Consider the following 19,031-nt stretch of genomic DNA (forward strand, 5'->3'; position numbering starts at 1 on the left):
GGCTTCAATCTTGCTTTAAGTGCTCAGCGGTCAAGCGGAGGCAATAATGCCCGGAGCAACCTGATAAGGGATGATGTCGTTGGCAACGCCGTCAGACATGGCAAAACCAATTGTGCGAACAGCTTTGCCAGCCTCAGCTTCAGCAGTAATGGCTGCACCGTCCGCATTCGAAGTCAGCGGGTCGCCAAACTTAACAATGCCGCCACACACCACTTCGCCCAAACCAACTTGAACGACGTCGACAAGACCATCAGCCGGTGCGCCCATACTGTTACTTGTGCCAATAAGTGGGTCAGTATTGCTGGATGCAGGTGCAACCCCTTCAATACCGGCTTTGACAATTGCGTAAGGTGCAACAACTGCAAGCGCCCGATATGCTTTAATCAGTAACGGGTTCATTCCTTGTTCTCCTTCACGTGAGCCACCGCTTGCGTAATGGTGACTTCAATGCCTTTAGCGGCCTGCTCTGAACGATATTCATTGGCACGCGCCGCCAATGCAGACGGGTCTTCATCTGTTTCAAAAGCTGTTTGAGCGCTTTCAGCAGCCAGACCTGATGGAGCCGCAATAACTGGCAGTACCTGAACCAGATCAGTGAAACGCTGCAGACCACCTTCCAACGCACACATTGCGCGGTAAGTTTCACGGCTTGCCGGTGTGATTTTTCCAGCTTTCGTTGCATCATCAAGCGCAAGCTCAATGTCGCGTTTGCTTTCCTTATCCTGCAACTGTGCCAAGGCAGTCTGTGTGTCCGTCAGACGTGTTTGCAAATCCGTGACAATGGCAGCGGTATCTGAGCGGTGTGCGAGGGCATGTTCATCTTTCAGCGTTTTAACTGCCTGTATTGCCGTATCAAATGTTGCATCGTCAGGCAGGTTCAAGGTTTGGCATAAAGCAATGCCATTGCTTTTACGCTTGGACAAATCTGCAAGAATTGCTTGTTCGTCAGCATCCTCATTCAGGCCAAGTGCCTGAGCGATTGCTTTCAGCATCACAATCTCCTTTGGGGCTTCGTGTGCGAGAGCGGTCATCACCAAGGCTGGCCGATTAACTAAGCCAGCTCCGCGCAAACGGGTGATGACGCCACTTTTATCGTGATTAAAATCGGGAGAGATGAAACGATACTCGCGAGCAACTATTTGACGGGCTGCTTTTTCCACCCATTCGACTTTGCCCCATATACCGCCATCGCGTTCTTCTAACTGAACAATCCAGCCAGCTGCAGGAGCTTCATCACCGAGCGGAGCTTTAAGCGCCTGACCATGCTCATAATCGATCGCAAGAGGACCACGATTGGCTGCAAAGGCTTCCAGAACCAATTGCGGCTGAAGTGTCCATTGACGGCCGTCACGCGCAACAATGCCAGGACCAGCCGGAAAGATTTCAATCCACTCCGGAGCCTGACCAGCATTGCTGGCGAGATCAGTTTGAAAAATAGCTGTTGCGGTTGTGTTCATCATGAGCAACAATCTGGCCGATAAGGCTTGCTCATGCGCCCCTGACATTGTCAGGTTTCTTCAAAACGGCTTTACACCGTTCTTTTGTATCTCATAACATGAATTAAAATCAAATTTGAAGGCCATTTGAAGCCCGTACGCGCGCTTTATTTTGTTTGACGCGCGTCTTATCCATATTTGTGTATACGCCAATGTACGGCCTTAAAATCAAGCTAGTTGTTTGATCTCCGTAACTGATCCTGTTGCCACTGCAGAATAATCAATTCCGAGAGCTTCTAGAATGCTTTCCTCAAGAGCCTCAGTTAAATTATACTGTGTATTTAGAAAGTCTGGTTTCATAATATCATCGAACCAATCTTCATCTAACTCTTTGGCTTTTTGCTCTGCCTCCTCAAAAGTCCCCTCGATCTCCACGCCTTTTCTTTTAGTAATAGGTTTTCCATGAGCCGTGCCATTCCGGATTTCTCTAAGCTCGTACAATAGCTTTCGGTTATCTGAACCTTTGCTAAAATCCATTCTAATGTGTGCAGCTACTACATTAAGCATTAGCGGAAATTTATCTAACTTCGGAGCTAAATCTGGTTTAACACTAAAGAAATAGTTCAAAAGCGCCTCTTGCCAATAGGCTATAAAAATCAAACAAGACCAATAATCATGAGCTAAACCTTCCTTAGCTCCTTCTTGTTCTTTTTTTAAGATTTTCTCTTTTAACCCAAAAGCACAATTCGCAATTGCCTTGTGTATGAAAGTCGTTTTTGAATATGAGATCCTAAATTTATGTTTTGACACGGTAGTCATATCTCGCCCCTAAGTTTACAGAGTCGTGCTCTTTAAGTAGCACTATAAATCAATGAAATTGCAAAGCTATCAGGAGGATGGTTTGGATATCACAACTTTAGGCGTAATCATGTTGGCGTCGGCCTTTATCGGCGGCGGCTTAGGCGCTCATTTAGCATCGGCACCATTTTGGAAAGGCGCAGTGAGTTCTTTAATTGCAGTCGTTTTACAAGTTGTAATCGCAGTTTTCTTTGGCATTGATAATTTGCTGATCCATTTTGTAGTTTATTTGATCATGCTTGGCTTGGTGGGTGGACGCTTAATGATGAAACTTTCTGCTAAGACTTTAACCTCCGTGGCATTGGGTACGCTACTCATTCCTGCACTTGCAGTTTTAATGATTGATGTTGGGGTGCAATCGACACGATAAGCTATCCTTGTCTGAGAGATTAATTAAAGCTATATTAGCTTTTGGGTGCGAGCCATTTACGTTTCACCAAAACGGCTTTGCCGGATTTGTGAGGGATTGACGATCCTCCGCACCCGATTTCACTCAATGATATTATTCTTCTTTATAGCAGCGCGGATGAATGAACGAACATCGTTTTCGCTTTTCCTATGAAAGCTGACCATCCACCATTCTAATCCGTTGTTTGCGGACTTGATAACAGTTCGCCACCATGTTCCTGAAACAACGCCGACAACAACAGCAGCGTTACCACGACGAATGACCGCAGATGGCTTGTTAAGGACTGAGATCGCATCTCTAAAGTCGTCAGTGGTTAGATTGCGCGATACATGCTCTGCCAATATGTGATTGACGCTATGGTCTGATAGCTTCACTAAACGGGTTTTTGACTGGAAGGCACTTTTCACACTGTCACTTACTTGAGCCACAGGCAGTGCAACGCCACCGCTCATCAGCCCTTTTGCCATCGCTTCCATAAGCGGCGAGTTAACAATATCGCTGATTGCTACCTGCTGCCGTGAGGGTGGTATATGATTGACTTTTCCTTGTAAGAACTCGCTGACATTGGAGGCTCTTAATTTGCCGGGATTGGTTTCCCATCCCGGATCAATGCCTTCAGGTACCTTAGTAACTTGACCTGTGCGCTTATTGCGCCAAACACGCTCAACGACAATCGGCGCCGCTTGGTTTTCGCTCCAGCCAAGACGTCTCGCTTCACGTTCAGAAATTTGCCTAATACGACACTTACATCCCCAACCATTAGGCGGGTAATGAGTGTCCCAAAAAGGATGATCAACTGGCAGCACAATGCCGACCCAGTCCTCATGTTCAAGGCGTCGTTCACGTGAGACTGATAGCAAATAGACCAGAAAAGGCAGAAACCGCTTTGTGCGCTGCGTTTTTGCCCACTGACCTGCAGCATAGGCTGTGTGAATGTTTGCCCAATAAATCGTACGCAAGCGGCGTGGACTGCCAAGCTGAACCAGTTTCGTGACGCTATCGACAGGATCAGTTCCAAATCGTTTTCCCCACCATCCTTTTTTCTGGAGCAACGGTGTGAGCTGACTTCTAAAGTGTTCGAATGATGTCTGATTGCTTATAGCGTCCTGCATAGCAGAGCGAATATCGTCAAGAATGTCAAAGCCAGCTGACTTGGCAACTGTCCATGAGAAAGCATGTTCTTCAGGTGCTATATCCCGCCAGTCAAATGACGGGCGGGACTTTTTTGCATTAAAGTAATTGGTGACATCACGAGGTGCGGTTTTAAAAAGATCAAAATTATCGGCCATCAACCGATCTCCGTACCGCTATCGCCGAGACCACGGGCGATCATTTGAAATTTAGCGAGCTTGTCGGCTAATACACCACCATCCATTTTAGCCATTAAGTCGCTCAGACCAGCATCCAGTTCTTCATAACTTTGAGCACGTTTGAATAGCTCTTTAAGTGGTTTTAAAAGTGGCTCTAATTGTTGCTCCCAACCAGCTAAACCATCATCAACGAGAAGATCTAGTTCATCACGCTGATCTGAGGCTAAGCCATGAATTTCGCCACAGTGTGGACATGGCAATTGCTCTTCGTGCGCTTTAGCTGTTTTTTCAGCTTTCACTTCCGCTTCAACGTCTTGTTTTAAACTGCCGATAAAATGCAAAATAGGCTCATCTTTTTCAGGTGCATCAAAGCCGATGCGCTGACGCACCTTATTCATGCTAACCTCAAGGCCAAGCGGAACCAGCTTATTGATCGCCTCCGCCAGTACCTTAATATCGTCGCTCTCGGTAAACGGTAAAACAACTGTTGGATATTGCTCTTGATGGCCATGGTTAAGAACGACATATGGGCGGATCAGGTCACGATTGATTGTGACTGCTGTTTGGCGTGCATCAGCTTTGCCAATATCGTGTCGGACATTTTCATGAACCTTAGCTTGAGCCAAAGACGAGCCATCATCCGTACTCATCGTCTGGCCAAGAACGCCCTTAGAAATCTGCTTGTCCAGATATTCTGCTTTGCCGGAAAACAGCCCATTGCCTGAAGCGCCAGTTACCTCATGGAACTCAATCTCCATTTCCTTGGGAATAATCGCAGCTGCATCTGTTGAAATTTCACGAACAGCCTGTAGCAAAACACGCAAGTCATCTTTGCTTGCACCTTTACCAAAACGGCCGACGCGTAAAGGCATGCCGTACACTTCCAGAAAGGCCATCCAGTCTTTCAGTGTGTAAGCCTTAAACATGAAGCTCCAAGACGCGAGCCGAGCCAAGCCGCCTCTGACTGGCAAGCCGGATTTTAGTTTCGGCCTGTGGATTGAAAATTTATAAGGCGGCAGGTCGATACCTTCCTGTCCACCATTAGGATTCTTCAATCGCAATGTCCGGCCGTCCGTTCGATCCAGCATGAAAAAACGCTGATCACGCCATTCATAACGCTCCGGCCACCATTCTCTGGCTTGTTGATCCCATATGGTTTCAACAACGGAATAGCCCTTAGCCAGTCCATCTAAAAGATCGTCAACATAGTCATCAATAAAGCCAGGTTGTTTGATGATCTCGCGGACGCTATCAGCAATCAATTGATCTTTCTTATCCTTGGATGCCGCGACAACAATCGGCTCAATGCCTGTGATCGCGAGTTTGCGCGTAGAAAGTACCGATCGGTAATGCAGGTCACGCTCTTCCATTTCTTCGGCTAAAATGAAAAAACGGTCAGGGTAACCATTCGCTGCTTGGCTTAAAATCTCCGCCATTGAAATCGGGTTCAGCCCGGACATAATTGTCTCAGTCCAGATATTACGCACACTACTCGTAGTTGGAGCAGCCATTTCCTCTTTCAAAAGCGAGGTCTTAATTGGCATTCCCCACTGATCCATCAATTTGGACATTAGTAAAGACCTCCAGATCGTGTTGATACCAGACCACCATAGGCAGCACTTTCAAACATGCCTGTGCCGTTGCCTTCTGCCTCATCTGCTTTCTGATATCCGTATTCTTCCAGATCAGCACGGCTTGCATAAAAACCGAGCGCACCTGCAATCGCACTGTCGCCATGTCGATCAAAACCATCAGCGCCTTTGCCAGTTGAGCCATCTGGCAACTGGATGACACCATTGATGTAGGCAAGAGCTTGATGATCGGAGAGTGTGTCAGCGTGCTTTGGCAATAAAATTGTTTTATCGGAAAATGCAGCAACATAATGCGGCATCTCGGAGCGGTACCAAGCTTGCGATAATGAAACTTCAATAACCGATGCACCGTAACGCTGTTTAGCTTTTTCGGCCAAATATGAACCGTTACCAGTTGCATCCAACGCGCCACCCGAAAAGCGTGGCAACCGATCGACAATAAAGAATAAGATTTCACGTTGTTGATCGAATGGAATGTTTCGAAGTTCCAACTGGAAGCATGCACGTCTGACCAAATCCACGCCCATTTGCATAGGCAGAATAACGGTCGCATCACCTTTGCGGCCGAAGTCTTCACCAAAAAAATGCTGACGGCGCTTATCCAGTTGCTTAAGCAATGGCAAAAGTCTTTTTTCGCAAAACTCCAGTGCAACTTCTGTACGGATACGATCCGGCTCCAATTTGAAATCGTCAGGCTGTGACCATTGGATAACCGGAATGCCGCTTTGCATGCAGCTTTCAATGATCACGTGCGTCAATGCAGAGCCTTCTTGTTCAGCCGGTATAGCATCCAGCTCTTGGCGCATTGCAGCCGTGCGTACACCGTAAGACGCTCTGATCTTAGCTTCCCATTCAGCCTCTTTTTCAGCTGTCCATTCTTCACCTTTCATGAAGCAGACGCGCTTGAACAGGCCGTTTTTAATGGCGTCACTAAACGTCACTTCATGAATTGAATAAGGAACTTTACCGGCACGGGCTTCTTTGATCAGTTCATTGAACGGATTTTGAATGCCGTTATGTGATGAGATGATGCGGATTTTACCGCCCCAAATCAAAAGCGCATTAACGGCATCTAACACATCACGAACATTGCCGTGGAATGCAGCTTCATCGATAACAACGACACCTTGGAGGCCGCGGATATTTTCGGGGCGTGACGACAATGCTTCCACACGGAAGCCTGAAGCAAAAACTGCACGATATGCGCTGATAAATTGTGACGTACCATCAGTGCGCCTGTCTTCAAACATGAACTCCTGAATTTCCAACAGTTGCCCGGCAACAGTTTTGGCAAACTGCTTCACATAACCAATAAATTCACGGCCTTTATCTTTGGTATCACCGATATAAAAAACGTTCTGACCACCGGCTGATCGTTTCGCGGCAGCGATTAATGTGCAGTCCAGAGCTTCCGCAAAAGTAATCCCTGTACGACGACCTTTAGCATTGAGCTTCAGATCAGACTGATCGGCAATCCAATCCGCCTGATGCTTCATTAAAATGCCTTCTGCTAGTGGATTAAAATCATCCGACAGATCGGTATATAAAGGCAGTTCTTTTGGCAGTGCATCATTCTCACGCGGCAATACCGGATCAGACCATTTCATATCTGGCAACGGGCTGTTCATTTCGCACCGTCTTTTGGCTCAGATTTAGGTCGCACACCCAAAAACTCGCGACGCAGTTGATCAATGAGTTCAGACGAGAGGCCTTTTTCCTGTGCCACTTTTTCAATGACTTCATCAGCTTTATTTTGAAATTCAGCTTCAATCTTTTGACGACGTGATGTCGATACACTTTGTGCCGATATTGCAGCACGTAATGCATTCGCAAGCTCCATCGCAGCTTTAGGTGTAAGCCCCGCGTCACCCGATGTTTCCAGCAATTCAAATATGAGGGTCTTGATGGCTTCAGCAGCGATCAGGGTCAGATCGTCTGATGCTTCCGCATCAAAACGTTCGGCCATCGTAGCTGCAATTTCGCGCGTTTGTTCAAGTCGACGTGTCATAGCTGACTGACGCACTGAATGACGGTGAAATGAAGCAAATGCAGGAATGTCGAAAGCCAAACCTAACTCACCTTGCACGGCAATTAGTTTTTCTTTGAATTCCTGATAAATGTCGACCAGTGATCGCTTGCGTGCTGCCAGCTCATGTGCTGCCCATGAAATTGCAGGCTCACACTCTTCAGGCAACATATCAATGGATGAAAGACGACCACGGCCGCGACGACTGCTCATTTAATCCTCCGAGCGCGAAGGCCGCTTAACGCCTTCAATGGCGATGTGTCGCTCTAGGTGGCGATGTCCCAAATCTTTTAAGGTAGCAATCTGGACGCTACCAGCCAAAGTCACACGGATGGCATCCATCGTTTGCAAATATTCAAGCTGCTGATGCACCCAAGGACGCACCTCATGAATAGCGTAAGTAGCGAGCACTTTTTCTAGCATGGATGAGGACAAACTCTCATTGGTTTGCTCAGCCAGTGCTTTTAAAATAATCAAACGCGCTTCTTCACGCCGAATACGCGCATAATCAATTTCAAAACTCATCGTTTTGCTTGCTCCATTAACAGTTCATGTAACCGTTCACTGGTGGCTGCGATCGGTTTCAGCTTTTCTTCCAATGTCCTAAAACTCCCATTGAGTTCCGACAGCTGAAGTTCCATGCGATGTTGTGATTCACGGTCAGGCAAATGTTTGATTTCATTTTCTAGTGTTTGGATGCGACGATCGTGGTTAGTAATTTTATTCGCATGATTATCAACGTCTTTACGCATCTGTTTTTCGCCACCATTGATCCAATCTTTGATGTACCCAAAGGCAACTACACAAGAAATAAACAGGCTGACGTATGGAATGAGTACGCTTGGATCAAAGTTCATCGGCCATTGCTCCGCTCAAGCTTTGTCTGGCATTCAAGACAACGACGAGCTGAGGGCAGAGCCTCGCGCCGTTCTTGATCAATGTCTTCTCCGCAACCGACGCACTCTAAAGAACCCTTCGCGGTTAAGCTTTTTCTGGCACGAGCAATGCCAGCGTCTCGTTCTTGCTCAACACGCAATTCGGCCAGTTCCTGATCCCAGTTTGAAGATCTCATTTTGAGGGTTTCTCCTTCGGGGTGGGAACCGGCTTAACAGCGGCAACGAGGGCTGCTCTTTTGGCTTCACATTCTTTCAATGCAGCTCGATCTTTTCCCCATAGTGGGGTCAGCTCTTTTGCACTCAGTGCACGGTCAGGCAGCGCCACAGGATCGTCACACGGTTTAAGTGCTTGAGCCGGTATGTTCGGCTGGCTAATTTGTGTGCGAACGATCTGTGAGGGAGTGGTTGTTGAGCAGCCTTGTGCGATCGCGATCAATGCCACTACCGAAAATGTCAGGTAGTTTCGCATTTTCTTTCTCCAAATTGTCGAGTTGATCGCGCAAGCGCTTGATTTCAGCTTGCGCTTTTTGGTCTTCTTTTTGAGCAAGTTTCATTTGCTCAATGATAGTTCTGGCCGCTTCCGCCTCTGACCGTGCAATTTCTGCTTTCCAATAATTGTCACGGCCGATCGCGGCCTGATCTGTGAGATAGCGAATGCTCAAAATGGTTGTCATAACGAGACCACTAATCACTAAAAGTGCGATCACGGTTTGCACGACAAATGAACTTATTCTGGCTGTCGAAAACATCAGTCACTCCCTTTTTCAGAGGGCTGTTCTTTTGCATTGTCGTTAAAGGCTTTTGCTTGCGCCCAGAAGTCGACCGATCCAAAGCCACGATGCACACCGAGTACGGCAACGATCACGCCGATCAGCGGTGTTATAGCGATATCGGCAAAAGCAACTGCTTGTGCAGAGCCAAGTGCAGAGGCAACGGCCAGCAAGATGATAATGAGCCATGCAGCGCTGGCTGTTACCCACAAATAGAGGCGTGTGGAACGATAACTTGGTTCCTTCATCATGCTGCCACCTGCTTTTTAAAAGGGTGCAGCTTGTCTTGGGTCTTGCGCCCAACCAAACCATCAACAACCAAACGGAATTCTCGCTGGAAGCTTCTGACAGCCTGTTCTGTGCCAGCGCCAAAAATGCCATCTATGGTCAGATGATAATAACCAGCTTCACGGAGGGCATATTGTAAGGACGCAACATCATTGCCGCGCATACCACGGCGCAACAAGGTACGGCCTTGATTGATCGCAAGCTGACTGGCCTGAATATTTGCCACAACTTCTTTGGCTGTAATAAGGTAATTTGAACGATCCTGAAGGCCGTTCAAACCACCATTAATGCGCTTTGTAAGTCCTATTAAATCATCATTATCTGCAAATTTATTGAGGCCTTTTGTCGACCAATAATAGAAGGTTGCCCACGCAGCCCACGGCCATGTGGCGACCAGCTCTGGGTTGGCTTCAAAATCAATCTTGGTAATACCAAGTTTGCCCATCCACACTGTAAAGGCACGGTAGTTATCGCGACCAGTGAGTTGAATTGGCGCGCGCCCTTTAAAACGCCGCCCGTCACCCGATTGCGTGTTACCAAGGTCTTTACGGCCTTCATAAGCAGCACCTGATGCATATTCCTCAATCGTGCAAAAACCATCACTTTCATGCGCGACTTGCGCAAGAAAGTGTGGGATACGAAGCGCAGTTGTTATTTCAAAACGCTCAAGCATCCTTGGCAAAAGAGCACCAAAAGCAGCAATGATTTCTTGCTGCTTGGCAATCTTTTTTACAGGTGCCCTTGGTGCGATCGCCAGTAATGTTGTGTGATTGATAAGGGAGCAAAGCTGGTTCACATTTTTTATTCCGGCATCTTGTAATTGATCGTAAATTTAGATCAAATGTGCCGGAAGATTTGGTGCAAACCGCCCCTGACAATGTCAGGTTAATCGAAGAAGCTTCCCTGTTTTTGATTTTTAATACGCTTTCTGGCTCTATAAGCCGAGCGTTCATGCATGCCAGCACTTAGTGCTGCTTGCGAAGCTGTCATGCCAGCTTCAAGTGCTTTGACCAGACGCTCGCGTGACTGGATAAATTTACCCATCGGGATTTGAATGCGATTTCCCGTATTCCCGACAGAAAAATGTTTGCAGATTTTCTCGGCTGCTTCAATGCCGACGAGTTCAGTTAACCAATGTCCTTCCTTTGCCTCTGCCGGAATATATACAACTATACCGCCCTGAGCACTCACCAGTGCCCAAGCGGCTTCCACTCCAGCGATTTCTGCAATTTCGGCTAACACACCGGGCAAACTGGTTTTATTCATATCTCCAACCACATATAGGCCGAAGATTTGCCAAGATTTAAGCTTGGCAAATCTTACGAATTCTCTCTCCAAGTTTATTCATGACAAGTTGCCACTCTTTTTCGCTCAAATTATTAAGCTGTGGTTTTCCGTCATATCCGCAGATCGTCCATGCGGTAATTCCAAACTCTTCACTGGCCATCTGATCGTTTTTCTTCAGGATTGACCATTGAGTAAGGGCAATTTGTCCATGAGGTTTGTTTGCCCAATCCGGCAAAAAACGATCTTTTGCCCATGACACACCGGCAGCACGATTAAGCCAGCGTTTCAGCGTCTCGATTGCCTTGTAAGCGTCAGCCGCGTCATGCAAGAAGCGCACATGATCAAGCTTGGTCTGACGCTGCACGAATGCAATCAAAGCTTCGTCGCTGCCATTGGTCACCACACCTAAATTGTAACCAGCAATCCATAGAGCTTGCATCTTTGGTGCATAGCGACCTTGCAGCTGTTTTGACGATGGTTTCAAAGGAGTTTTACGAACAGGTCTAAAGCCTTTCGCTTTAAAGTCATCAATCACTTTCAAGCGTTCAGGTTCAGACATAGCCCTCAATGAAGTTTTACCGGTCAAGCGCATCAAAGACGAGCGGTAGGTTTCTTCATCTAGTCCTAATTGCTTCTTAGCTATATTGATCATTGCATGGGAACTCATAGGATAGCTCCCTGTGATAATTGCGATTCTTGGATAGAAGCATGAAGATCAAACAAACGCTTAAAGAGTACAAATACGCAGTATTTTCTATTGGGTTTGCGGCCTCTATTCCTTTGATTATATTTTTGTCCAGCTTTATGGGAGAACGTTGTCAAGCACCAGAAAGTGGAGCTTTTCCAGCGGTTAGATGTGGACATTATTTCACTAACTGGATCTACGATTTTCAATCCCTCATTACTGGCTGTACGGCATTGTTGGCGGCATGGATTACCATCACAACTATGAATAAAAACACCAGAGAGTTGATGGAAGCACCTCAACAACAGCTTTTCAGTCTGATTGATTTTAGTGCAAAACGCATCTTGGCGTACGATCTCGCCATTCGTGAGCCTATTCAAGGCTACAAAACCACTGATAACGGAACTATAGAAATTCTTCCTTATTTGCCTGTTCTCTTGGCAGAAACTGTATACTGGACAAACTGTCTTTCTGAATATCTTGATGAGGTTATAAAACATGACCTATCCATTTACATTGGTTCCACAATTAGTTCCGACGCAGATGACATCAAAAAAACCCTAGTAATTTTGAAGAATTTAAAAAATCAGGATAGCATACTAGGTCAACGACGCTTTGATCGACGTAAGAACTGTAATTATATTCATGAGCAGATGGATATACTTCTTGACGCTCTTGACCGCTTAGAAAAGGTGACACTCACGAATATTGCTGATTTTTTAGAGCGCTTCCCAAAAAGAAAAGTGGTTTTTTAACATCTTATGCCTTTGAAAGATCAATAGTAACTGCATGCCAGCTAGCTTCACGACTGGCTCTCTCATAAAAGCGGACATACTCTTTTGAACCAGTGACGCGCATTGCGTCACGGATCGCGCGCATAGCTTCCTGCCAGCGTGGGTCTTCAATATCCAAGCGCAACAGCATGAAGATTTCGGAGCGGTTTACCTGTCCAGCTTTGTCCGTATTAAAAGCTCGGGTGATGATGGCTCTGATCTCCGGACGACTATCAGCTGCCCATTCATTCAAGCATTCATCAAGCAGTGTTTTAGCCGTTTGCAACTGTGGTCCGAAGTCAATGAAATCGGAAATCTGCACAACAACTTTCTTCAATCCATCAAATGTCTGGTAGGTGCGGTTTCCTTTTTTGCCACCTTTTACCGAGTTATATTCCTGCGCCAACAGCGCATCAAACTCACCAAGGTCGGTCATGGTATGACCGCGAAAGCGTCCAATTTGAGCAGATAAAGCTTTCGCATAGTCAATTATCTTGCGGACGACTTCATCCTCCAGTTTATCCTGAGGTTTAATGGTTTCGATCGGCACGTAATTGCCTTTTGCGTCAGGCATGAACTGTCTGCCATGAATTTCAATAATGCCGTTAGCTGTCGTCATGTTTTCAATTGCAGCGATATTCATTTCATTTTCCTCATTCATTGATCAGTTGAGATGCCGCCCTGAATGACGGTCAGTTTTTGAAACTTAACTTGGGGTGGACAAGCGAAACGCTGGCCGTTCTTTGTTTGTGGGATTGCCATCGGTTGAGGCCAAAGAACGACTTCCATTTCCTTGGCAGCAACCTCGTAGCCCTCCAGTGCAATGATGAAGGCTTGCATATGGGCAAGGGAAATCTGGACGCATTCGCCAGCTTCTAGAACCGAATTCTGAAACTCACGGCGCATTGTGCGAAGGCTATCGGAAAGCATGCTCATACTCCTTCTTTCAGGTGGCTGTGTTTGCATCCATTGCGACAAGCGCTATGCATACGGACATTATGAGAATTGGCGGTGCTAAAAGGTTTGCGCTGCCAAGCAATGCAGGTATTGCGCGGTAAATCACCCAAGACAGGACACTGGACAGTCTCCGCCATCAGAGCACCGCGAACGGCCTGCTCAAATCTGCTGATGTCGCCATTTTGATAGGTGTTCGAAAGAACCTGACTAACCGCAGATGGCGAGTAACCAACTTTGCGCGATATGGCTGATTGGCTTTCACGGTCGCAAGCTTCAGAAAGGATGATTACCCAATCAGGGATGTCAGCCAGCCAAGCCGCTTTGGCCTTTTGAAGATTGGAAAGCTTCGCTGCACTCATGCCGACACCTCGGTAGTTTCGGGTTTGCCAATTACTTCATAACGGTTCTGGTCGAAGACAAGCTTGGTGCGCAGGATCATTGGCGGCAATGCGCCGGTGTTCATATCCGGCGCTAAACGCCACATACCAAGCTGGCCGGGACTGCTTTTGATGACCTCAATCAGGTAGCCAGCCTTAGCCAAAACGGCGACATACGACTTGGCGGTTTCAATGCTGATTTTTGTGTCATCAGTTGATGCCCACGCCACGATATCTTTTGCTGTAAAACCATGTGCACCAACATTCGTGCGCATGTAGTTCCACATGGCTTGGTTCTTGGATACACCGTTCAGGATAGTGCCATCGCGCCGCACTTTAGGTGTCGCACTTTGGCGCTCAATGATGCGGTACGATTTTGCCTCTTCATCAACCAAAGCGACAATGCCAGCCTTCGCCAGACGCTTTACAAAGTCATTGATGCTGGTTCTGATATTAGGCGTACCGGCTTTGGTGAAAGCTTGAATGTCAGAAACTGTGAAGCTCTGGCCTTTCATTTCATATTCCATCATGACCGACCAAAAATGATCAATGCCACTCAAGCGCGATTTGTTTTTATCAGCTGTAATTTTCAAGTTGATCAGCATCATGCAGCCCTCTGTCGTGAAGGCACAGCACCGGTGCAGAAGTAGCCTTGCTCTGCCTGATATTCTGACAGTGAAATAGTATCGCGACCAAGTACGTCAGCAGTGTTGGCAATTGAGTGCAACGTGTTGCAGATACGGCGAACGCGGCCTTCACCTTCTTGGCGTGCTTGATTAAGAAGCTCATCGTCAATCTGGACATTTGGACAGAAGGTTTTTGCCAGTGTGCGTGTGTCGTCCAAGTCGCAAGGCTGCGCATATCCCCATTCGAGAACCAAGTCTCTGAAGCGGTCGACACGTTCCAGTTTTTTAGGGAATAATTCTTCCCCGATTAGCAAAACAGGCACATTGCTTTTCTTGGCAATCATGCGCACCAATTCAATCATATGACGATCAACAAGTTTGTCGGATTCATCAATGATCAAAGGACGTTTTGGATCACGCGCTAAAATGCCGATAATGTCGTCTTCAAGGTCTGATAAAGTACCTTTGGCATCAGGATGTCCAAGCTCGGATAGAATGGCCGTAAGGAGTTTCTTTTTCGTCCAAGTATCAGAAACTTCAACATAGGCCGCGCCGGTTTTATTCATGGTGTAAAGCGCTGCCACGCTTTTCCCATAGCCCGAATAACCCGCAAACACGCCAAGGTTCGGCTGTAATGGGTGACGGTTCTGCAATGAGCGAACTAAGGTAAGGCATGCCGCCACGTTCTTGATCGGTGCAGTATCGCCGCCATTGACAATTTGATTGTTTACAGTCATGATTTCCTCATTCAGTCTTTGTTTAAGACCCCGCGCCAACGGGGTTTTTACTTTTAGCGAGCCATGCGAAGGGCTTGCTCCAGTCCAAAATCCTCCATTGTATCTTTGATTGTTCTGTATTCAGCGGTTGCCTGAAACCGGACGAGCTGAGTTGCCGTTTCAGCATCCAGCTCCACACCGGCTTTAATCTTCGTTTCCAGATCAAGCGCCCACTTAAACCGGCGTGCGGCTGCACTTAAGTTTGCATCTGGATCAAGATGCACAACTTTGGATATTTTCTTATTCTGTGCCTCACGCTGTAGCGCTTCGTGCAGCTCCGCAGCTTTCTTGTTGAGTGCCTTTGGCTGAATTCCTTTTTGAGGAATAGTTACCGCATCAAGTGCAGCTGCAATGGCAGGTGTTGAGTGCTTTTCTGTACGCTTAGGCATCGGAATGACATTTGCAGTTTGCCCAGATTTTTCAGCAGCTTTACGCTTGGCAAGACGCAAGGTGCGCTCAATGCCTGAAGCGCCTTTTTTAAGCTCACGAATGTCAGCTTTGATTTCGCGTGTACGCTTGCTGACAAAGTCGTCTGAAATCTCTTTTTGTGCGCGAATGTAATCTTGCGGGTTCACACCAGCGAGTTCAGGACACAGAGCCACATCAATGAATTCACCACCTTCAGCGGCGAACACATAAACTTTGCCCATATCTAATGGATCAAGACGGCAGAACACTTCTGTTCCGACCAAGATGGAACCTGTTACATAATAAAGATCATTAATTTTGATACCTTGCTTGGTCATTTTGCGCTGACCGTTTTTACCTGCGACCGGCATGAGCAATGTATCAAGTGCGCGTTCATCCACATGACGGATGATCGCTGAAGAAGCTTGCGCGACTTCATTCGGAGTTTTGCCTTTCAGGCCACTGTGAGCCTTCTCATGATAGACAAACTCAACCCATTCATCGATGTACTCTTGCAGCTGGGTTGCTGTCAGCGAAACTTCGAATAATTCATTGTCACTGGCACCAAGGCGCTGCGCAAAGCTCTTGCGACCTTCAATAGCCTTACGGTCAGCAACTGAGTGACCGATGTAGCCCGGCAACTGCACCGCAACATTGTGTTGGAAAGTTTTAATGACGCGTTCCACATGCCCCTTTTGCTCTGGGCTGTATGCGTCAGAAACATTTGCTGTGATGTCTAAGTTTTGGAAAAGCCGCTTTGTAGCCACGGCAACAAAATCAGAGCCGTTATCTGTCTTAACAACATCAGCAACACCGAGCCTTAAAATGGCCTTGCGCATTAAAAGAGCCACAGCCGAAGCCCGTGGAGTTTTTGAAAGCGTAATGACCAAACGGCGTGTTGCGATATCAATACATGCATAAAGTGAATAACGGCCGTCAACGCACAAAGCATCAACTGGTGAGGCATCAATCATCCAGAGAGCATTCGGCTCATCAATATGGCGCAAGGTGCCGGTACCAGCGAGCTTCATGGTTGAGCGATATCTATCAGGATCAGTGATCTTGGTCAGGACGACCTTTTCCTGCGCCTTCAGATTAGCGATGAAATGTCGGATCGTACGTACCGGTGGCAATGGTTTCATTTCACCAGTACGGCTGATCAATTCAGCGCCAAAATGATCTTCGCAATAGCCACGAATAATCTCTGCAGACAAATGTGGGTTTGCTGCAATCCATGCCAAGATAAAACTGCGCACTTCACCGTCATTGGCCGTATCAAGCAAGCCAGTACCTTTACGGGCTTCTGAACGATCAACAGCTAGTTTGTCTTTTTTACCTTTTGTCTTTGCAGACCGCCACCGGAATACCGAGCGTTGGGAAATGCTCGGCAACGTTTCTTTTACCCACTGATCCACTTGGATCAGTCCGGTATTGTAACGGTCACAGAAAATAAACATTGAGCCTTGAACACTCAATGAAAGCCCTTTGAAGAACAATTCAAAAGCTGCAACAACGGCTAAACGTGCATCACGCTCCAGTTGAGCACGATCACTTAAAATCACGCCTGTAACTTGGCGCTCTTTCATCACTGGTTCAGAAATGCGGCCAGCAATCATGTATCGTTGCATGTAGGCAACTTTTGCTAAGGTAGGGAAAAGCAGATAGCTATATTCATTCCCACCGCCAACATCAGCGCGATCTCTGCATAAAGACGGATACTCATGCCAATTATGGCGTTTCGCATGCCTGATAATACCGCTTTCAGATACCGGAAGGCCGGGTAGTTTTTCTGCAGCGATTTGCTTTGCTGTCAGCCACTCACGTGGTTGTGTGTCAGAGACACGCGTAATCATGTTCATCGACGTGCCTTTCTTTTGGCAGATAGAACTTGTCTGCGAGCGACGAGTTCTTCGATATGATCTTCAAGCAGCTTGTCTTCGATTAGGTCTGCATATTCATTTTCGATTACAGTGAGATTGAACATGCCGGGTACGAAGCCGAGGAGTTCCTTCGCCCCCGTTGCATCTACCAAGGCAACAAATGCATCTAGCGGTATGCGGTGTTCGTCACTGGCTTCTGATGCCCATTTATCCAGCATGGCTGTAGAAATGGAGCGACCAAGATAGCGAGACATATTGGCTGCTACGTCTGCGCGATTGTTGCCGTCATCTCTGGCATCACGCAGCGCTCGTGAAATTAAACGAGCAATTTGATTGTCGAGTGTGCCACGACCTGTCACGCCTTCTTCATAGCGCACAGCCACTTTAGGCGGCTGATACTCGAACAAGTCTTTGGTTAAAGGGTCGCGGCGTTTGCTCATTAGTTCGCGGCCTTACGCTCTGCGAACCAACGCATGACAGCAGCCTCATGGAGGCTAAAGAAGGCGTCCTGTTCTGATGGCTTAAGCCGCGCGAAATTGTCAGCAATCTTTTCCCATTGTGATGGTGTGTTAACGCGTGGTGTCTGATCAATTATCGCGAGCGCATCAGCATATGTTTGAGCCTTTCCATCAAGGATCAACTCAATAATGCGGCTTGCACGTTCATATGGCTCTGCAGCAATAGCCAGCAATGCTTGCTGATTATCTGCTAAGGATGGCAGAAGAATAATTCTATCGCAAAGAGCGTCAGGAATTTTAGCGATCTTCAATGAGCGGAAAACTTCGCGCGCTGTAATCTTAAGGAAACGTGCTGCTGCTTCTGAAAAACTGACAGAGAAAGCATCTGAGATTTCAGCATCCTCATCGCTTTCGTTATTAACTGACAAGTTGTCAGCTAATTCCTCTTTGGACTTACGTCCTCTTTTTACAGGATGGGCGGCGCGCCAAATGGAGCACCAAGCAGCCACATCCTTACTGCGCTCTAAGGCAGTCAAGTCATGGCGATAAAAATTTTCCTGAATGCCGACAAGGCGCGGTTCTGTCTGATCTTTAAACTCAGCCAGATCGCGAATGATCACCATCACATCGCGGTTGAGTAGTTTACATGCTTCAAGGCGCTTAGCACCAAAAACAAGCTGAAAGCGTCCATCGCCTGTGTCTATTACTTCAATCGGCTGGCGTTGACCGATTTCGGAAATGCTTTCCGCAATAGCTGTAGCTGCATCAGCAGGTACTTTTTTATGCTCTGACGGAATGTCAATTAAGAGCGGGGAAATTACATCGTGTTTCATTTTGATTTCTCAATGAACTGTCAGGAAGAATAAATTTACTGACGGAATGTCATGCAGCAGTCTGTGCATTGTCAGTCTTGGAGAGCGTTTTTGCTCTTCCGTTGCAACGACTGTTGCTGCTATGGTTTTTTTCGTCATGACGGCCACGTGTGTAGCTGTCTGGGAAAAGGTCACGGAAAGGGACGTCAAGAGCTGTTGCAATTGCTTCAGCACCAGGACGGCTCGCTCCGATCATTCCAGCGCGGCAAGCACTGGAGTAAAGGCCAGCATCGCGAGCAATGCCTGTCAAAGTCATTCCGCGACGTCTGATTTCCGCAAGGATTTCGTGGCGATCCCACTTCTTGGTATTCATGACAACTCCTATGGTCGTGCGCCCTTGCAGGGGC

The 19,031-nt window shown here is 47.1% G+C and carries 26 protein-coding genes; 2 read left to right on the forward strand and 24 right to left on the reverse strand.

Translation table 11 applies throughout. The features are described from left to right. Positions 1–30: 30 nt before the first annotated feature. From ABDZ76_RS07215 to ABDZ76_RS07225, 3 genes are all read right to left on the reverse strand, one after another. Positions 31–399, reverse strand: a complete 369-nt coding sequence (locus ABDZ76_RS07215) for a hypothetical protein (RefSeq protein ID WP_343803686.1) — start codon at positions 397–399, stop codon at positions 31–33. Further along, a complete protein-coding gene (locus tag ABDZ76_RS07220; protein WP_343803689.1) occupies positions 396–1,460 on the reverse strand; it encodes a phage protease in 1,065 nt (354 codons plus the stop codon). Before ABDZ76_RS07220 ends, ABDZ76_RS07215 begins: the two co-directional genes overlap by 4 nt. Before the next feature lie 204 nt (positions 1,461–1,664). Further along, on the reverse strand, positions 1,665–2,255 hold the full coding sequence (locus tag ABDZ76_RS07225; RefSeq protein ID WP_343803692.1) for a hypothetical protein: 591 nt from the start codon (positions 2,253–2,255) through the stop codon (positions 1,665–1,667). An 82-nt stretch (positions 2,256–2,337) separates the two neighbouring features. Here ABDZ76_RS07225 and ABDZ76_RS07230 point away from each other — a divergent pair, with 82 nt between their 5' ends. Beyond that, positions 2,338–2,664, forward strand: a complete 327-nt coding sequence (locus tag ABDZ76_RS07230) for a hypothetical protein (RefSeq protein ID WP_343803695.1) — start codon at positions 2,338–2,340, stop codon at positions 2,662–2,664. Between the two features lie 119 nt (positions 2,665–2,783). Here ABDZ76_RS07230 and ABDZ76_RS07235 read toward each other — a convergent pair whose 3' ends face one another. From ABDZ76_RS07235 to ABDZ76_RS07290, 12 genes are all read right to left on the reverse strand, one after another. Then, entirely contained in the window at positions 2,784–3,992 is a 1,209-nt protein-coding gene (locus ABDZ76_RS07235) for a phage head morphogenesis protein (RefSeq protein WP_343803698.1), read from the reverse strand. Then, positions 3,992–5,584 carry a DUF935 domain-containing protein gene (locus tag ABDZ76_RS07240; RefSeq protein ID WP_343803701.1) on the reverse strand — a complete coding sequence of 531 codons (1,593 nt, stop codon included), beginning with the start codon at positions 5,582–5,584 and terminating at the stop codon, positions 3,992–3,994. Before ABDZ76_RS07240 ends, ABDZ76_RS07235 begins: the two co-directional genes overlap by 1 nt. Beyond that, positions 5,584–7,233, reverse strand: coding sequence for a hypothetical protein (locus tag ABDZ76_RS07245; RefSeq protein WP_343803704.1), 1,650 nt, complete (start codon positions 7,231–7,233; stop codon positions 5,584–5,586). The genes ABDZ76_RS07240 and ABDZ76_RS07245 overlap by 1 nt, the downstream gene beginning before the upstream one ends. Then, a complete protein-coding gene (locus ABDZ76_RS07250; protein WP_343803707.1) occupies positions 7,230–7,844 on the reverse strand; it encodes a DUF3486 family protein in 615 nt (204 codons plus the stop codon). The genes ABDZ76_RS07245 and ABDZ76_RS07250 overlap by 4 nt, the downstream gene beginning before the upstream one ends. Continuing rightward, positions 7,845–8,156, reverse strand: coding sequence for a VpaChn25_0724 family phage protein (locus ABDZ76_RS07255; RefSeq protein ID WP_343803710.1), 312 nt, complete (start codon positions 8,154–8,156; stop codon positions 7,845–7,847). After that, positions 8,153–8,488 (reverse strand): DUF2730 family protein, encoded by a 336-nt coding sequence (locus tag ABDZ76_RS07260; protein WP_343803713.1) that lies wholly within the window; start codon positions 8,486–8,488, stop codon positions 8,153–8,155. Before ABDZ76_RS07260 ends, ABDZ76_RS07255 begins: the two co-directional genes overlap by 4 nt. Beyond that, positions 8,485–8,703: a TraR/DksA C4-type zinc finger protein gene (locus ABDZ76_RS07265; protein ID WP_343803716.1), complete on the reverse strand. Its 219-nt coding sequence runs from the start codon at positions 8,701–8,703 to the stop codon at positions 8,485–8,487. The genes ABDZ76_RS07260 and ABDZ76_RS07265 overlap by 4 nt, the downstream gene beginning before the upstream one ends. A 195-nt stretch (positions 8,704–8,898) precedes the next feature. Then, positions 8,899–9,276, reverse strand: a complete 378-nt coding sequence (locus ABDZ76_RS07270; RefSeq protein WP_343803719.1) for a hypothetical protein — start codon at positions 9,274–9,276, stop codon at positions 8,899–8,901. Next, entirely contained in the window at positions 9,276–9,548 is a 273-nt protein-coding gene (locus ABDZ76_RS07275) for an NAD(P)+ transhydrogenase beta chain (RefSeq protein ID WP_343803722.1), read from the reverse strand. The genes ABDZ76_RS07270 and ABDZ76_RS07275 overlap by 1 nt, the downstream gene beginning before the upstream one ends. Then, the gene (locus tag ABDZ76_RS07280) at positions 9,545–10,381 is read right to left on the reverse strand and encodes a peptidoglycan-binding protein (RefSeq protein WP_343803725.1); all 837 of its coding nucleotides are present in this window, start codon (positions 10,379–10,381) and stop codon (positions 9,545–9,547) included. The genes ABDZ76_RS07275 and ABDZ76_RS07280 overlap by 4 nt, the downstream gene beginning before the upstream one ends. Positions 10,382–10,470: 89 nt before the next feature. Further along, positions 10,471–10,851, reverse strand: a complete 381-nt coding sequence (locus tag ABDZ76_RS07285; RefSeq protein ID WP_343803728.1) for a helix-turn-helix domain-containing protein — start codon at positions 10,849–10,851, stop codon at positions 10,471–10,473. 37 nt (positions 10,852–10,888) lie between these two features. Continuing rightward, positions 10,889–11,539 (reverse strand): gp16 family protein, encoded by a 651-nt coding sequence (locus ABDZ76_RS07290; RefSeq protein ID WP_343803731.1) that lies wholly within the window; start codon positions 11,537–11,539, stop codon positions 10,889–10,891. A 41-nt stretch (positions 11,540–11,580) separates the two neighbouring features. Here ABDZ76_RS07290 and ABDZ76_RS07295 point away from each other — a divergent pair, with 41 nt between their 5' ends. Next, a complete protein-coding gene (locus tag ABDZ76_RS07295; RefSeq protein ID WP_343803734.1) occupies positions 11,581–12,312 on the forward strand; it encodes a hypothetical protein in 732 nt (243 codons plus the stop codon). A 4-nt stretch (positions 12,313–12,316) separates the two neighbouring features. On the opposite strand, the gene ABDZ76_RS07300 is transcribed toward ABDZ76_RS07295, so the two are convergent. From ABDZ76_RS07300 to ABDZ76_RS07340, 9 genes are read right to left on the reverse strand one after another with little or no spacing between them, the layout of a single operon-like run. Continuing rightward, the gene (locus tag ABDZ76_RS07300; protein WP_343804714.1) at positions 12,317–12,973 is read right to left on the reverse strand and encodes a DUF3164 family protein; all 657 of its coding nucleotides are present in this window, start codon (positions 12,971–12,973) and stop codon (positions 12,317–12,319) included. Between the two features lie 14 nt (positions 12,974–12,987). Beyond that, the gene (locus ABDZ76_RS07305) at positions 12,988–13,260 is read right to left on the reverse strand and encodes a hypothetical protein (protein WP_343803737.1); all 273 of its coding nucleotides are present in this window, start codon (positions 13,258–13,260) and stop codon (positions 12,988–12,990) included. A 2-nt stretch (positions 13,261–13,262) separates the two neighbouring features. After that, positions 13,263–13,646 carry a transcriptional regulator gene (locus tag ABDZ76_RS07310; RefSeq protein ID WP_343803740.1) on the reverse strand — a complete coding sequence of 128 codons (384 nt, stop codon included), beginning with the start codon at positions 13,644–13,646 and terminating at the stop codon, positions 13,263–13,265. Next, complete coding sequence (locus ABDZ76_RS07315; RefSeq protein ID WP_343803743.1) at positions 13,643–14,272, reverse strand: hypothetical protein; 630 nt, start codon at positions 14,270–14,272, stop codon at positions 13,643–13,645. The genes ABDZ76_RS07310 and ABDZ76_RS07315 overlap by 4 nt, the downstream gene beginning before the upstream one ends. Then, positions 14,269–15,027, reverse strand: coding sequence for an AAA family ATPase (locus tag ABDZ76_RS07320; RefSeq protein ID WP_343803746.1), 759 nt, complete (start codon positions 15,025–15,027; stop codon positions 14,269–14,271). The genes ABDZ76_RS07315 and ABDZ76_RS07320 overlap by 4 nt, the downstream gene beginning before the upstream one ends. A 53-nt stretch (positions 15,028–15,080) precedes the next feature. Then, a complete protein-coding gene (locus ABDZ76_RS07325; protein ID WP_343803749.1) occupies positions 15,081–17,333 on the reverse strand; it encodes a DDE-type integrase/transposase/recombinase in 2,253 nt (750 codons plus the stop codon). After that, a complete protein-coding gene (locus tag ABDZ76_RS07330; RefSeq protein WP_343803752.1) occupies positions 17,330–17,794 on the reverse strand; it encodes a hypothetical protein in 465 nt (154 codons plus the stop codon). Before ABDZ76_RS07330 ends, ABDZ76_RS07325 begins: the two co-directional genes overlap by 4 nt. After that, entirely contained in the window at positions 17,794–18,645 is an 852-nt protein-coding gene (locus tag ABDZ76_RS07335; protein WP_343803755.1) for a ParB/RepB/Spo0J family partition protein, read from the reverse strand. The genes ABDZ76_RS07330 and ABDZ76_RS07335 overlap by 1 nt, the downstream gene beginning before the upstream one ends. A 49-nt stretch (positions 18,646–18,694) precedes the next feature. Then, entirely contained in the window at positions 18,695–18,997 is a 303-nt protein-coding gene (locus ABDZ76_RS07340) for a helix-turn-helix domain-containing protein (RefSeq protein WP_343803758.1), read from the reverse strand. Between the last annotated feature and the right edge of the window lie 34 nt (positions 18,998–19,031).

Origin of the sequence: Paenochrobactrum glaciei (assembly GCF_039522165.1) — a bacterium.
GTDB classification, from domain to species: domain Bacteria; phylum Pseudomonadota; class Alphaproteobacteria; order Rhizobiales; family Rhizobiaceae; genus Paenochrobactrum; species Paenochrobactrum glaciei.

Bases quoted from the DNA above. Each gene is read 5' to 3' on its own strand.
- ABDZ76_RS07275 (WP_343803722.1), bottom strand. From the start codon at position 9,548: ATGATGAAGGAACCAAGTTATCGTTCCACACGCCTCTATTTGTGGGTA.
- ABDZ76_RS07265 (WP_343803716.1), bottom strand. From the start codon at position 8,703: ATGAGATCTTCAAACTGGGATCAGGAACTGGCCGAATTGCGTGTTGAG.
- ABDZ76_RS07300 (WP_343804714.1), bottom strand. From the start codon at position 12,973: ATGAATATCGCTGCAATTGAAAACATGACGACAGCTAACGGCATTATT.
- ABDZ76_RS07250 (WP_343803707.1), bottom strand. From the start codon at position 7,844: ATGAGCAGTCGTCGCGGCCGTGGTCGTCTTTCATCCATTGATATGTTG.
- ABDZ76_RS07245 (WP_343803704.1), bottom strand. From the start codon at position 7,233: ATGAACAGCCCGTTGCCAGATATGAAATGGTCTGATCCGGTATTGCCG.
- ABDZ76_RS07295 (WP_343803734.1), top strand. From the start codon at position 11,581: ATGAAGATCAAACAAACGCTTAAAGAGTACAAATACGCAGTATTTTCT.
- ABDZ76_RS07310 (WP_343803740.1), bottom strand. From the start codon at position 13,646: ATGAGTGCAGCGAAGCTTTCCAATCTTCAAAAGGCCAAAGCGGCTTGG.
- ABDZ76_RS07240 (WP_343803701.1), bottom strand. From the start codon at position 5,584: ATGTCCAAATTGATGGATCAGTGGGGAATGCCAATTAAGACCTCGCTT.
- ABDZ76_RS07305 (WP_343803737.1), bottom strand. From the start codon at position 13,260: ATGCTTTCCGATAGCCTTCGCACAATGCGCCGTGAGTTTCAGAATTCG.
- ABDZ76_RS07330 (WP_343803752.1), bottom strand. From the start codon at position 17,794: ATGAGCAAACGCCGCGACCCTTTAACCAAAGACTTGTTCGAGTATCAG.
- ABDZ76_RS07235 (WP_343803698.1), bottom strand. From the start codon at position 3,992: ATGGCCGATAATTTTGATCTTTTTAAAACCGCACCTCGTGATGTCACC.
- ABDZ76_RS07325 (WP_343803749.1), bottom strand. From the start codon at position 17,333: ATGAACATGATTACGCGTGTCTCTGACACACAACCACGTGAGTGGCTG.
- ABDZ76_RS07320 (WP_343803746.1), bottom strand. From the start codon at position 15,027: ATGACTGTAAACAATCAAATTGTCAATGGCGGCGATACTGCACCGATC.
- ABDZ76_RS07285 (WP_343803728.1), bottom strand. From the start codon at position 10,851: ATGAATAAAACCAGTTTGCCCGGTGTGTTAGCCGAAATTGCAGAAATC.
- ABDZ76_RS07290 (WP_343803731.1), bottom strand. From the start codon at position 11,539: ATGAGTTCCCATGCAATGATCAATATAGCTAAGAAGCAATTAGGACTA.
- ABDZ76_RS07225 (WP_343803692.1), bottom strand. From the start codon at position 2,255: ATGACTACCGTGTCAAAACATAAATTTAGGATCTCATATTCAAAAACG.
- ABDZ76_RS07255 (WP_343803710.1), bottom strand. From the start codon at position 8,156: ATGAGTTTTGAAATTGATTATGCGCGTATTCGGCGTGAAGAAGCGCGT.
- ABDZ76_RS07215 (WP_343803686.1), bottom strand. From the start codon at position 399: ATGAACCCGTTACTGATTAAAGCATATCGGGCGCTTGCAGTTGTTGCA.
- ABDZ76_RS07340 (WP_343803758.1), bottom strand. From the start codon at position 18,997: ATGAATACCAAGAAGTGGGATCGCCACGAAATCCTTGCGGAAATCAGA.
- ABDZ76_RS07270 (WP_343803719.1), bottom strand. From the start codon at position 9,276: ATGTTTTCGACAGCCAGAATAAGTTCATTTGTCGTGCAAACCGTGATC.
- ABDZ76_RS07260 (WP_343803713.1), bottom strand. From the start codon at position 8,488: ATGAACTTTGATCCAAGCGTACTCATTCCATACGTCAGCCTGTTTATT.
- ABDZ76_RS07335 (WP_343803755.1), bottom strand. From the start codon at position 18,645: ATGAAACACGATGTAATTTCCCCGCTCTTAATTGACATTCCGTCAGAG.
- ABDZ76_RS07220 (WP_343803689.1), bottom strand. From the start codon at position 1,460: ATGATGAACACAACCGCAACAGCTATTTTTCAAACTGATCTCGCCAGC.
- ABDZ76_RS07315 (WP_343803743.1), bottom strand. From the start codon at position 14,272: ATGATGCTGATCAACTTGAAAATTACAGCTGATAAAAACAAATCGCGC.